The 13,186-nt window shown below is 71.3% G+C and carries 12 protein-coding genes and 1 pseudogene; 12 read left to right on the forward strand and 1 reads right to left on the reverse strand.

The window, feature by feature from the left end:
- The first annotated feature begins 15 nt into the window (after positions 1-15).
- The 4 genes from ACZ3KP_RS02115 (at position 16) to ACZ3KP_RS02130 (ending at position 4,333) form a co-directional block, all read left to right on the forward strand.
- A complete protein-coding gene (locus ACZ3KP_RS02115) occupies positions 16-1,020 on the forward strand; it encodes a TauD/TfdA family dioxygenase (protein ID WP_467495637.1) in 1,005 nt (334 codons plus the stop codon).
- Positions 1,017-2,084, forward strand: a complete 1,068-nt coding sequence (gene sbnB, locus ACZ3KP_RS02120) for a 2,3-diaminopropionate biosynthesis protein SbnB (protein ID WP_467495639.1) — start codon at positions 1,017-1,019, stop codon at positions 2,082-2,084. The genes ACZ3KP_RS02115 and sbnB overlap by 4 nt, the downstream gene beginning before the upstream one ends.
- A 36-nt stretch (positions 2,085-2,120) precedes the next feature.
- Positions 2,121-3,176: a 2,3-diaminopropionate biosynthesis protein SbnA gene (sbnA, locus tag ACZ3KP_RS02125; RefSeq protein WP_467495641.1), complete on the forward strand. Its 1,056-nt coding sequence runs from the start codon at positions 2,121-2,123 to the stop codon at positions 3,174-3,176.
- Positions 3,177-3,541: 365 nt separating this feature from the next.
- On the forward strand, positions 3,542-4,333 hold the full coding sequence (locus ACZ3KP_RS02130; RefSeq protein WP_467495643.1) for a class I SAM-dependent methyltransferase: 792 nt from the start codon (positions 3,542-3,544) through the stop codon (positions 4,331-4,333).
- Between the two features lie 287 nt (positions 4,334-4,620).
- Here the strand turns inward: ACZ3KP_RS02130 and ACZ3KP_RS02135 are convergent, their stop codons facing one another.
- A complete protein-coding gene (locus tag ACZ3KP_RS02135) occupies positions 4,621-5,388 on the reverse strand; it encodes a hypothetical protein (RefSeq protein ID WP_467495645.1) in 768 nt (255 codons plus the stop codon).
- Between the two features lie 210 nt (positions 5,389-5,598).
- On the opposite strand from ACZ3KP_RS02135, the gene ACZ3KP_RS02140 reads away from it, so the two are divergent.
- From ACZ3KP_RS02140 to ACZ3KP_RS02175, 8 genes and pseudogenes are all read left to right on the forward strand, one after another.
- The gene (locus tag ACZ3KP_RS02140; protein WP_467495647.1) at positions 5,599-6,264 is read left to right on the forward strand and encodes a hypothetical protein; all 666 of its coding nucleotides are present in this window, start codon (positions 5,599-5,601) and stop codon (positions 6,262-6,264) included.
- 462 nt (positions 6,265-6,726) lie between these two features.
- Positions 6,727-8,241, forward strand: coding sequence for a glycoside hydrolase family 43 protein (locus ACZ3KP_RS02145; protein ID WP_467495649.1), 1,515 nt, complete (start codon positions 6,727-6,729; stop codon positions 8,239-8,241).
- Between the two features lie 560 nt (positions 8,242-8,801).
- Positions 8,802-9,016: pseudogene (locus ACZ3KP_RS02150) on the forward strand (TraR/DksA family transcriptional regulator); the annotation flags it as partial.
- A 312-nt stretch (positions 9,017-9,328) separates the two neighbouring features.
- A complete protein-coding gene (locus ACZ3KP_RS02155) occupies positions 9,329-9,604 on the forward strand; it encodes a DUF2795 domain-containing protein (RefSeq protein WP_467495651.1) in 276 nt (91 codons plus the stop codon).
- 301 nt (positions 9,605-9,905) lie between these two features.
- Positions 9,906-11,126 carry a cytochrome P450 gene (locus ACZ3KP_RS02160; protein WP_467495653.1) on the forward strand — a complete coding sequence of 407 codons (1,221 nt, stop codon included), beginning with the start codon at positions 9,906-9,908 and terminating at the stop codon, positions 11,124-11,126.
- Positions 11,123-11,782, forward strand: coding sequence for a TetR/AcrR family transcriptional regulator (locus ACZ3KP_RS02165; protein WP_467495654.1), 660 nt, complete (start codon positions 11,123-11,125; stop codon positions 11,780-11,782). The genes ACZ3KP_RS02160 and ACZ3KP_RS02165 overlap by 4 nt, the downstream gene beginning before the upstream one ends.
- 12 nt (positions 11,783-11,794) lie before the next feature.
- Positions 11,795-11,995 (forward strand): ferredoxin, encoded by a 201-nt coding sequence (locus ACZ3KP_RS02170; RefSeq protein WP_467495656.1) that lies wholly within the window; start codon positions 11,795-11,797, stop codon positions 11,993-11,995.
- A complete protein-coding gene (locus tag ACZ3KP_RS02175; RefSeq protein ID WP_467495658.1) occupies positions 11,992-13,185 on the forward strand; it encodes an NAD(P)/FAD-dependent oxidoreductase in 1,194 nt (397 codons plus the stop codon). Before ACZ3KP_RS02170 ends, ACZ3KP_RS02175 begins: the two co-directional genes overlap by 4 nt.
- Position 13,186: the final 1 nt, after the last annotated feature.

A 13,186-nucleotide genomic window follows, 5' to 3' on the forward strand; every position in this document is an offset into this window, starting at 1 on the left:
CGAAAGGAACCCGAGATGCCGTCCTCCTCCCTGGCATCACCCCTCGACGTGGAGCTGCGGCCCGACAGACCCGCACTGCTGCGCGTCGAACCGCCCGACGACGCCCCGAAGTGGGCGGCCGAGCACCGCGACGCGCTCCGCGCCCAGGTCACCGAACACGGCGCGCTGCTCGTGCGCGGCCTCGGGCTGCGGGACGCCGGCCGGACGGGCGCCGTCTTCACGGGGCTGGCCGGTGAACTCATGACGGAGCACGAGGCCTTCGCCCCCCGCGAGGCGCACGGCCGGGGGCTCTACTCCTCCACGCCCTGGCCGGCCAACCAGCCGATGTGCATGCACCAGGAACTGAGCTACGCGCTCCAGGTGCCCGGCCTGATGCTGTTCGCCTGCCTCACCGCGCCCGAGCAGGGCGGGGCGACGGCCCTGGCCGACGCCGAGGAGGTGCTGCGGGCACTGCCCAGCGGCCTCACCGAACGGTTCGAGCGGGAGGGCTGGATCCTGACCCGCACCTACAACGACGAGATCGGCGCGAGCCTCACGGAGTCCTTCGGCACCGGCGACCGCGCCGAGATCGAACGCTACTGCCGGGCGAACGCCATCGACTTCACCTGGCAGCCCGACGGCACGCTGCGCACCGAGCAGCGCCGCAACGCCGTCGTCCGGCACCCGGTCACCGGCCGGCGCTGCTGGTTCAACCAGATCGCCTTCCTCAACGAGTGGACGCTCGCCCCCGAGGTGCGCGAATACCTCGTGGACGTCTACGGCGCCGACGGACTGCCCTTCAACACCCGCCACGGCGACGGCTCCCCGATCCCCGAGGACGTCGTCACGACCATCAACGCCACCTACGAGGCGCACACCCGGCGCGACCCCTGGCAGCCCGGCGACCTGCTGCTGGTGGACAACATCCGCACCGCGCACAGCCGCGAGGCGTTCAGCGGAGACCGGCAGGTCCTCGTCGGCATGGGCGAGCCCGTACGGCCGGCCGAGGACTGCCCTGCCCTGGAGGCGAGCGAGCGATGACCGACACACTGCCGACGGCCACGGCCGCCGGACCCGCACCGGGGCACCTGCCGACCTTCGCCGTGATCACCGGTGAACAGGTGCAACAGGCGCTGAACGGGCGTGAGAAACAGCTCGTGGAACTGGTCGAGGCCGCCTACCGACTGCACGACGCCGGCGACTCCGTCAACCCGCCGTCGTACTTCCTGCGCTTCCCCGACCGGCCCAGCTCGCGGATCATCGCGCTGCCGGCCTCCCTGGGCGGCCAGGTCCAGGTGGACGGGCTGAAGTGGATCTCCAGCTTCCCGGACAACGTGAGCGCCGGACTGCCGCGGGCGTCCGCGGTGCTCATCCTCAACGAGCACGACACCGGGTACCCGTTCGCCTGCCTGGAGAGCTCCATCATCAGCGCCACCAGGACGGCCGCCTCCGCGGCCCTGGCCGCCGACTGGCTCAGCCGCGGCCGCTCCCGCCCCACCCGGGTCGGCTTCTTCGGCACGGGCCTGATCGCCCGTTACATCCACACCTTCCTGGCCGGTACCGGCTGGGACTTCGACGAGGTCGGCGTGCACGACCTGTCCGCCGACAGCGCCGCCGGCTTCAGCGGCTACCTGCGGGGGACCGGCAGCGCCGCCCGGATCACCGTCCACGACAGCGCCGAGGACCTCGTCCGCGGCAGCGACCTCGTGGTCTTCGCCACCATCGCGGGCCGGCCCCATGTCACCGACCCCGCCTGGTTCACCCACAACCCGCTGGTCCTGCACGTCTCGCTGCGCGACCTCGCCCCCGAAATCCTGCTGGGCGCGGCCAACTTCGTCGACGACGTCGACCACTGCCTGAAGGCCGACACGTCGCCCCATCTGGCCGAACAGCTCACCGGCGACCGGGACTTCCTGAACGGGACCCTCGGCGACGTCATGTCCGGCCGGGCCGCCCCGCCGCCCGACCGCCCGGTGATCTTCTCGCCCTTCGGACTCGGCGTCCTCGACCTCGCCGTCGGCAAGTACGTCTACGACGAGGTGTCCCGGTCGGGAGACCTGCGTCTCATCGATGACTTCTTCCACGAACTGCGCCGGTACGGCTGAGACCGTCGTCCTCGGCCCGGCACCAGGAGGCCCGCCGTGCCTGTCATCTCCGCTCCCCACGCCTTCAACGAGGGCGATCTCTTCGTCGACCTGGAGTCCATCTGCGGACACGCGCTCTATCTGAAGTGCGAGGCCTTCAACTTCGCCGGATCCATCAAACTGAAGGCCGCGAACGAGATGGTGGAGAGCGCCGAACGCGACGGACTCCTGAAGGCTGACTCCGTCCTCGTCGAGTCCTCGTCCGGGAACCTGGGAGTCGCGCTCAGCATGATCGCCGCGAGCAAGGGCTACCGGTTCCTGTGCGTGACGGACTCCCGCTGCAACCTGTCGACCAGGCTCCTCATGGAGGCACTCGGCAGCGATGTGCACATCGTGGCCGACCAGGACTCCAACGGCGGCTTCCTGGGCACCCGCATCGAGTACGTCCGCAACCTGTGCGCCTCCGACGACAGATACGTCTGGCTCAGCCAGTACACCAACCCCGGCAACTGGTCGGCGCACTACCGCACCACGGCGCCGGAGATCGCCCGCCGGTTCCCGGAACTGGACGTCCTGTTCGTCGGGGCGGGCACCACCGGAACCCTGATGGGCTGCGCCCGCTACTTCCGGGAGTGGCACCGGCCGGTGCGGATCGTCGCCGTGGACGCGGTGGGTTCGGTGGCGTTCGGCGGCGAGGCGGGCCGCCGGATGATCCCGGGCCTCGGCATGAGCATGCGTCCGCCGCTGCTCGACGAGTCCTTCGTGGACGAGGTGATCCGCGTCGAGGAGCCGGACACCATCCGGATGTGCCACCGCATGGCCAGGCACGGCTTCCTGTTCGGCGGCTCCACCGGCACGGTGGTCAGCGGCGCGACGGACTGGCTGTCCCGCCACGGCACCTCCGACCTCACCGCGGTGGCCATCGCACCGGACCTCGGCGAGCGCTACCTCGACACCATCTACCAGAGCAACTGGCTGCAGGACCTCTACGGCGACCACGTGCTCGACACCGAGGACACCGAGGACACCGCACGGCCCGGGGCGGAGCGCAAACACCTGCCCCGAGAGCCCAAGTCCGCCTCACGCGCCCCGGCGCGCCGCCGCAGCCCCTGACCCCGCCCGGCGGACCGCACCGCACGGAGCCCCTCGAAGCCGCCTCCGCGGCGGCCCCGAGGGGCTCCGGCGCACCCGCCCGCCACCCGCCCGGCACCCGCCCGGCCGCACTCGCGCCGCGCCCGCGTCAGCGCCGCACCGGTGGAGTGTCGGTATTCGAGAGTCACAGTGTTCGGCGGCCTTGGAACTTGCTTGCCACCGCGCGGTCCGGGAACAGGTCCGCGATCTGCTGTACCGGTTCCACCGCCGATTCGCCGACGCCGACCTTCTAATTTCGTTGAGCCCGCACCCTGCGATCGTGTTGGCTGGCGGCACCGGACTGTCAGTACCGCAGGTGTCCGCTTGGCTGTAGCAGGGAGTTGAACGTGCAGGACAGTGTTGTCGACCCCGCTGCCCACAATCGGGCGGCGTGGGACAAGTATGTCCAAGAGGGCAACGAGTGGTCGAGGCCAGTGAGCGCTGAGGATGTCGAACGCGCCCGCACGGGCGACTGGTCGATTGTTCTCATCGGGCATGAGCCGGTCGACCGCTCCTGGCTACCGAGGGACCTGACCGGCAAGGACGTGTTGTGCCTGGCTTCCGGCGGTGGCCAGCAGGGTCCGATCCTCGCCGCCGCAGGGGCGCGGGTCACCGTATTCGACAACTCACCCCGCCAGCTCGGCCAGGACCAGATGGTGGCGGCGCGCGACGGACTCGAGCTGCGCACCGTCCTGGGCGACATGCGCGACCTCAGCCCCTTCGGCGACGCAACATTCGACGTCGTATTCCATCCGGTCTCCAACCTGTTCGTACCAGACGTGGCACCGGTGTGGCGTGAGTGCTTCCGCGTCCTGCGACCGGGCGGAACACTGCTCGCGGGCTTTCTCAACCCTGATGCGTACTTGTTCGACCACGAGGCGCTCGACGAGCGCGGCGAGCTGATCGTCGTGCACAAGCTGCCCTACAGCGATGTCACGCAGTACTCCGCCGAGGAACGCGCCACGAAGTTCGGTGCGGATGCCCCTCTTGAATACAGCCACACCCTCACCGACCAGATCGGCGGGCAACTCGCCGCGGGGTTCGTCGTCACCGGCTTCGCGGAAGCGCCGCACCAATCCAACGCATCCGCTCAGTACATGTCGCACTATTTTGCGACGCTGGCGGTCAAGCCAGGCTGACCCGGCCGTGCGAGCTCACCAGTCCCGAGGCCGGTATTGCAGCCCGGTCACGTCAGCGAGGACACGTATGCGGACCAGTTCTCGCTGTGAGGTTCCCCCGAGATGCGGGAAGAGGTGACGGAAGGGTCAGGTGGGTGTCGTGAGCGGAGCCCAGACGATGCCTGCAGTGACGTGAGCGGACTCGGTGTGCACCACGAGGCCCTGCGCAACAGGATCCGCCGGCGCACCCGCACCTGGGGGTGGCACCGCCGGCCGGCGGTGGATCAGTTTCACCGGACCCACCCATGTCAGCCGGAGACCGGGGTGCCGTCGGCCGCGTCGGGGGAGCGCAGCAGCCGCAGGAACGCCTTCACGCCCGCGATGATCTCCTGGTTGTCGGTGAGACGGTTCACGGTGGACTCGAACTCCCGGCCCAGCGCGGCGATCCTGCGGTCCGTCTCCTCGGCCCGCTCGTACGTGCTCATCGCCAGCGCGTCCATGGTGCGGCGCAGTTCGGCCAGGGCCCGGTACTGTTCCTCCGCCTTCTCCTCCAGGACCCGTGTCCCGGCCTCGGCCCGGTCCAGCCGCAGGTGCAGTTCGACGACGTCGTCCCGCGGGAACGTGACCTCCCGCAGGAGGGTGCCGAGGCGCCGCCGCAACTGCGCGAAGTACGCGCCGGCCGGCCGGAAGAAGGTGCTCAGCAGGAAGAAGCCGGCGAACCAGTAGCCCGTGAACTCGCGGGTCGCCCAGGCGACCGCGACCACGGCCCCGGCCGTCAGGAGGTGCCCCGCGACCGCCGCCCGCAGCATCGTACGGGCGATGCGCGCGGCCTCGGCGTCCCGGGCCGGGGGGATCTCCATGCCCTTGGCACGGCTGACCGCCGTCTCGGCGAGTACCGCGTGCGCGCGGAAGTACAGGTTCCAGGGAACGGTGAGCAGGAGCAGCAGCCACAACAGGCTCAGCGCGCCCGCCCCGACGGTGAACACCACCGTGGGCGGTGCCCCCGCGACGTACGCGAAGACCAGCGCGGCCCCCGCCGCCACGACGGCCACCACCGCCCCCAGAAATCTGCCCATGGCCCCGTCTCCCGTCCGCCCGCCGACACCGCCCATCGTCTCCGCCCCGGGGGCGGGGCGGCATGAGTAGGCGTACTCAGCCGGGCGGCCGGAGTGAACTCTCCTGTTACCGAACGCGGACAGACCCGGGTGAACGACGCACGCCCGGGCGCCATCTCACGGGGTGCAAGAGCGAAACACGACCTGACCAGTCGATGGGGGAGTTTTCACATGACCACGTGCCGTGCCCGCCGTACCGCCCGTTCCGCCGCCCTGCTCGCCGTCGCCGCCGCGGCCGCCCTGACCCTGACCGCCTGCCAGAGCGAGGGCAAGGACGCCGCCGGCCAGACGAAGAACGTCACCGCGGCCACGTCCGGCGCGGGCCGGGTCCAGACCACCGCGGACGAGGCCGGGAGCGGTATGCGGACGCAGACGACCGCCGCGCGGCGCACCGCCGCCGCTGCCACCACGCCGAGGACGGCGTCCCCGGTCCGCACCCGGACCCTGCCCGACGGCAGCAAGGCCGAGATCCGCCGGCTCGGTGTCCAGCACTACCTGCTCAAGCTCGTGCACCACGGTGACGTCCTGGCCACGATGGAGGCCAAGCACCGGGACGCCGGGCTCGACGCCAACGACATGTTCCTCGTGCTCACCAAGGACGGCCGGGTCGAGGCCTGGATGGGCGGCGGACACGAGGGGCCGGGCACCTTCGAGCTCATGGGCGGCTGGACGGCCAAGGTCACGAAGGTCGGCGAGGACCACTACCGCGCGCGGATCCTCGGCGACGCCGGCGGTGTGTCCGGGACGATGGACGCGAACGGACGGGACGCCGGTGTCGAGATCGACCGCGTCTACGTCGTGCTCAGCGCCGGGGGCGTGGTCAGCGCCCACTCCTGAGGGAGCTGTTGGCGATGTCGATGAGGAAGGAGCCGACGAGCGAGGGGTGACGCTCCACGATCGCCTCCCTGTACGCCTCGCCGCCGTCGCCGAGCAGTTCGCGGGCGTCGGGGGAGGTAACGGCGGACGTCCGCGTGGATCTCCGGGCCGGTGGGCAGGCCGTGGCCCGTGTCGTAGCCGGGTCCGGGCGGCCGGCAGGTCCAGAGCCCGCACCCGGCCGGCGGACTCCTGCCCCACGAACTCGCCCCGCTGTCGCGGACCTTGGTGCGCTCAGAACGGTGTGTGGGCCTGAACCCCGCCATCTGCGACCCCGAACATGACGCAGAAGAGGGTGATCACCGCGAATGACCGCGCGAAACGTGGGCAACACCACCGACCACAGGATCCGCCAGTCGCCAGGCGGTGCCGCCCTGTTCGAGCGTGGTCGTACAACTGCGCCGTGAACGAGAGGACTTGATCAGCATGTCGAGTTTGCCCGAGACGGGTGCCACCACCTTCAGCAATCCCGTGATCCCCGGCTTCCACCCCGACCCGAGCATCTGCCGGGTGGGCGAGGACTACTACCTCGCGTGCTCCAGCTTCGAGTACTTCCCCGGCGTCCCGGTCTTCCACAGCCGCGACCTGGTGCACTGGTCCCAGATCGGTAACGCGCTGGACCGGCCCGGCCAGCTGCGCCTGCCGCTCGACTCGCGCTCCTCGGGCGGCATCTACGCGCCCACGCTGCGCCACCACGACGGCCGGTTCTGGCTGATCGTCACGAATGTCAGCAGCGACGGCAACATGCTGTTCACGGCCACCGACCCGGCAGGCCCCTGGTCCGATCCGGTCCGGCTGCCCGGGGTCCCCGGGATCGACCCGGATCTCGCCTGGGACGAGGACGGCACCTGCTGGTGCACGGTCGCGGGCGTGGGCCAGGTCCGCCTCGATCCCCACACCGGTGAGACGTTCGGCCCCGTCCGCAAGGTGTGGTCCGGGTCGCCCGGCGCCAAGGCCCCGGAGGCGCCCCACCTGTACCGGATCGGCGACTTCTGGTACCTGCTGATCGCAGAGGGGGGCACCGAGCGCGGCCACGGCGTCTCGATCGCCCGGAGCCGCACCCCCGACGGCCCCTTCGAGCCGTGCCCGGCCAACCCGGTGCTCACCCACCGCGGCATCGAGCACCCCATCCAGAACACCGGCCACGCGGACCTCGTGCAGGCACCGGACGGCTCGTGGTGGATGGTGCTGCTCGGGGTACGGCCGCGCGGCGGCACCCCCGGCTGGCACGTGCTCGGCAGAGAGACCTTCCTGGTGCCGGTCGACTGGGCCGACGGCTGGCCGGTCGTCGGCGAACTCTCGTTGCAGGCCCCCGCACCGCGGTGGCCGCTCCAGCCGGTCACGGTCACCCCGGTCCGCGACGACTTCGACCTCAGCGAGCTCGCTCCGCACTGGGTGTCGCTGCGCCACCGTCCCCCGGAGAACTGCACCACGAAGGAACGGCCCGGCTGGCTCACCCTGCGCGCCCGCGGCGCATCCCTCGACGACACCGACGTGACCTTCCTCGGCCGGCGGCAGCAGCACCTGTCCTGCCGGGCACGGATCCTGGTCGACGTCGGCCAGGGACGGGGCGGCCTGGCCGTCCGACTCGACGAGCGACATCACTACGACATCGAGGCCGCGTCCGGAGAGGTGCGGGTCCTCGCCCGGATCGGCTCGGTGAGCACGGTCGTGGCTTCCCGGCCGGTACCGCCGGGACCCCTCGTCCTGCGCGTCGAGACGGCCGCCGTCGAAACCTTGACGGACGCACGCACCGGCCCCGACACCATCACCCTCGGCATCGAGGAACCGGACGGCGCCTTCGCCGCGCTCGCCGCGCTCGACGGCCGCTACCTGTCCACCGAGGTCGCCGGGGGCTTCACCGGACGGGTTCTCGGCATGTTCGCCTCGTCGGGCCCGGTCCACTTCGACTGGTTCGACTACGAGCCGCTCGACCGCTGAGCGCCGGTGACACCTGCGGTGCGCGACGCGGGGGAACCCACGTCGCGCGGCGCACCCGGCGTCAGACGGACTCTTCCCGAACGGTCGCGGCGGTGTCGGCGCGCGTCGGCATCGTCGGCGGTACGCCGCCCGACCCGGACACGGCCCCGGACCGCCACGTACCGGGACCGCCACGTGGGTGAGCACCCCTGGCCGTGGTTGTGGCACGAGCGGCCGGGTACCCGAGTGCGTCCCACCGTGTGGGGTCCCCGCCGGGGCCCAGGCCGTCACGGCTCGCCGGCTGCGGGGCATCCGGCGTCCTACGTCCCCCTGCGAGGCCTCCGACGAGGCGTCTCTGCTCACCGTTCACCCTCCGCGGCACGACCTTTCCGAACCGGGTATATGGCCCCCATGTGCCAGTACAGCTCGGTCGACGGGTGTCCGCAGGACTGGCACCTGGTCCATCTCGGCTCCATGGCACGCGGCGGGTCCGGCATGGTCGTGCAAGAGGCCACGGCAGTGGAACCCGAGGGCCGGATCACCCCTTCCGACGCCGGCGTCCGGGGAAGACGGGCAGGCACCCGGAGGGGGCGAGCACGGCCTTCGGGCGTGCGCACGTCGCCGCCCTGCTGTCTCGGCGCGCGAGCATCTGAACGAGCTCGATGACGCCGTGGAGCGATTGGACAGAGGCGACTACGGGCGCTGCGAGCAATGCGGTGAGCCGATCCCGCCGGGACGCCTCGAAGTCCACCCGGCGGCGAAAACCTGCGTGGGTTGCGCGTCCGTAGCTCGTTGACGGGTCGTGTCCCGCTTCGTGGTGTAAGCGACCTTGCTCGACGTGTTCCGGTAAGCCGGGCGTCGGCCACCCCATGGGACACGGCTCCCGGGTCGCGAAGCGGCTGACCTGCCGTCAGCGCCATGCGCGGTCCCGAGCCGCGCCGATGCGGCAATGGCCTGCGGATTCCGGCGCCTTGATCCGCTACACCACCTGGCGGGACGCCACCCGTTGACGCGGCGCTTCACCCGGCTGGTCCAGCGGATTCCGATGAGGAAGAAGAGGACATGACGCACCGTACGAGCGCCCGGGACGTGGTGGAGGCCATCAAGGATGTCGACTTCCCTGGCAGGCAAGGACAGGCTGATCGAAGCGGCGAGCCGGTCGGGCGCCGCGCCGGATGTCGTGGAGGCGCTGCGTGGCATCCCGGCCGAGCAGTATGGCAACCGTGAGGAGGTGGCCCGATCGGTGCGCGTGGATCCCGGCTCCGACCTGGGTCTGAGCGCGGCACAGCGTGCCGAGCGGGCCCGCCAAGGCGGCAGGCCGGGAGAGTCCCGGCATCTGCGCGAGGTGCCGAAACCGACGATCGAGGAGGAACCGGGCAGCTGACGACCGGGCGTCCCGGTCGACGTGCGCGCACCGCAGCAAGGCGCCGACGCCCCGTCCAGCGCACCGAGGATGACCTCCGAGATCAACTCGCGTGCGGCCGAGCCGTAGCCGGACGTGTGGCCCGGAGGGAAGGACAGGCTTCGCCGCATGGGGCGTTCTCGGAGTCGGTGGCCGCGAGAGGCAGTCGGCGGTGCCCTCGCTTTCGGCCACGGTCTGCGTCCTTTTAAGTCAGTCGCTTGAATTAAAACGGGGAGGTGGATTTGACTGAGCTCGTCGGCCAGGTGCATACCGAGGAGCCCTTGTGAGTGAGACCCGGCAGGACCCAGCGTTGCGCTACCCACTCGCCGCCCCCGCGGCGCTTGAACCGCCCGTCGAGTGGCCACAGATGCGGCAGAAGTGCCCCGTCGCACAGGTGACGCTGCCCAGCGGCGACCCGGCGACGCTGCTCACCCGATACCAGGACGTCAGGCTCGCGCTGTCCGACCCGCGTCTGAGCCGTGAGGGCCTGGCCCGGCCCGACGCGGCCCGGATCACCGCCGGCGAGGCGGGCAGCATCTTCGACAGCCCGATGGCGCGGGCGCTCAACGCCGAGGGGCACGACCGCTGGCGCCGCATGGTCGGCAAGTGGTTCACGGCCAAGCGCATGCAGGCCCTGGTGCCCAGGATCGAGGCGATGGCGGAGCAGCTCGTCGACGGCATGCTGGAGCACGGCCAACCCGCCGACCTCGTACAACACCTGGCCTTCCCGCTGCCGGTGTACGTCATCTGCGACATGCTCGGTGTCCCGGACAGCGACCGCGACGACTTCCAGAAGTGGTCCGACACCTTCCTCAACCTCAGCAAGTACACCGTTGCCGAGATGGAAAAGGCACACCGCGACTTCGGCACGTACATGGCCGGTCTGGTCGACGAGAAGCGGCAGCACCCCCAAGACGACCTGATCAGCCGGCTGATCGCGGCCTCCGACAGCGAGGGCCGCCCGATGTCCGACCTCGCTCTCGCCGCCACGGGCCAGGCCCTGCTGCTGGCCGGGCACGAGACCACCGCCGGCTTCATCACCACCATGGCGGCCGTGCTGCTCGCCGACCGCGAACGCTGGGAGCGACTCCTGCAGGACCGCTCGCTCATCCGCTCCGCGGTGGAGGAGGTCCTGCGCTACGAGCCCTACACGGGCTTCGGCATGCTCCGCTACGTCCACGAGGACACCGAGGTGCCCAGCGGCGCCGTGCTGGCCCAGGGCACCACCGTGGTGTGCAGCATGGCGGCGGCCAACCGCGACGCCGACGCGTTCGAGGACGCCGAGGACATGGATCTGGCCCGCACCCCCAACCCGCACCTCGCCTTCGGAGCCGGCCCGCACTCCTGCCTCGGCCAGCCGCTTGCCCGCACCGAGATGCAGACCGTGCTCGCAGTGATGCTGCGCCGTCTGCCCACCCTCGACCTCGCGGTCGCTGCGGAGGAGCTGCGCCGCGTCGAGGGCCTCATCACCACGCCGCTGCGCGAGCTCCCGGTCAGGTGGTGACCGTGGGCAGCGCGAGCGTGCGGACCGAACGAGCCGTGGAGACCCGTGAGGCGATCATGGCGGCGGCGGAGCGGCTCTTCGCCGAGAACGGGCTGGTCGCGGTGTCGAACCGGCGGATCAGCGAGGCGGCCGGGCAGGGCAACAACACCGCGGTGGGCTACCACTTCGGCACCAAGACCGACCTGATCCGGGCCATGCTCGAGCGCGGCACCGGGCAGATTGAGCAGATCCGGGAGCGGATGCTGGCGGAGGCCGGTGACAGCGACGACGTCCGGGACTGGGTCGGCTGCCTGGTACGCCCGGTCACCGAATACCTGGCCTCGCTCGGTACGCCGTCCTGGCACGCGCGGTTCGTGGCCCAGGCGATGACCGACCCCCTTCTGCGGGAGGCCGTCAGTGCGGCGGCGGTCGAACGGCCGCCACTGCGCCGGACCCTGGACGAGCTCGGCCGCCGCCTGCCGGACCTGCCGCGGACCGTGCGCCATGAACGGGCCGACATGGCCCGGCTGCTGATCGTCCACACCTGCGCCGAGCGGGAGCGCGCCCTGACCAGTCCACTCCAGCCGCTGTGGCAGCACACGGCGACATCACTCACCGATGCGATCACCGGCCTGCTGCTCGCCCCCGTCACCCCCCACCCCACCACCGGATCCTGAGGAGGCCCTGTCGTGAAGATCACCGTCGACGAGGAGAAGTGCTGCGGCGCCGGCCAGTGCGTGCTCATCGCCCCCGAGGTGTTCGACCAGCGCGACGACGACGGCATAGTCGTCCTGCTGGACGCCGAGCCCGCAGCCGAGCAGCACGCGGCCGTGCGCGAGGCAGCGAGCGTCTGCCCGGCCGCCGCCATCGCCCTCGGCGAGGAGGCGTGAGCTCGCCCCGCAGCGTCCTCGTCGTCGGTGCCTCCGCGGCTGGACTGGCCACCGCGGAGGCACTGCGACGCAAGGGCTACCAGGGCACGCTGACCGTACTGGGCGCCGAGCCCCATCTGCCTTATGACCGGCCGCCGTTGTCCAAGCAGGTGCTCTCCGGGGCCTGGGAACCCGAGCGGAGGCGGCTGCGCCCGCGGCAGGCGCTGGACGCGCTGGACGCCGAGTTCCTGCTCGGCGATCCGGCGGTCGCCCTGGACGCCGCCACCCGGACCGTCACCTCCGCCGCCGGGCGCACACTGGCCGCCGACGCAGTCGTCCTGGCCACCGGCATCCGCCCGCGGAACCTGCCCGGCAGCGACGGGCTGCGCGGCGTCCACGTGCTGCGCACGGTGGAGGACGCGGCGGCCCTGCGCGGCGAACTGCTCACGGCGGCGAGCGCCGTGGTCGTCGGCGACGGCGTGCTCGGTGCGGAGATCGCCGCCACCGCGCGCGGCCTGGGCGTCGCCGTCACCGTCGTCGGCCCCCAGTCAGCGCCGATGGCAAGCCAGTTGGGGCCACGGGTGGCCGGACTGCTCGGCACCGTACACGCGGAGCGCGGCGTCCGGCTGATGCCCGCCGTGGCGGTCGAGGGCCTGGCGGACCACCAGGGTCAGGTGAGCGGTGTGCAGTTGGAGACCGGTGAAATGCTGACCGCGGATGTGGTGGCGGTGGCGGTCGGGTGTGCACCGGCGACCGACTGGCTTCGGGGCAGCGGCCTGCTCCTGGACGACGGCGTGGTGTGCGACTCCCGTTGCCGCGCCTCCGCGCCGGGCATCTACGCGGTCGGCGACGTCGCCCGCTGGCACCACGAGCAACTGGGCACCACGCTCCGGCTGGAGAACCGGACCAACGCCACAGAACAGGCAGTCTTCGTGGCCGGGAACATCCTCGGCGAGGACCGCCCCTACACCCCCGTCCCGTACTTCTGGACCGACCAGTTCGACGCCAGGATCCAGGTCCACGGGACGCTCGTGGCCGACGCGGACGTGGAGATCGTCGAAGGCAGCGAGGACGACCGCCGCTTCGTAGCGCTCTACCGACGTGGCGGCAGGCCCACCGCCCTCCTCGGCTGGAACATGCCGAAGCAGACCCGCCTGCACCGGCAGGCCGTCGTCGACGCGGTCGGCGACTCCCTCGCAGTCCAGCACTGAG

This window comes from Streptomyces sp. NPDC020958 (genome assembly GCF_055562175.1).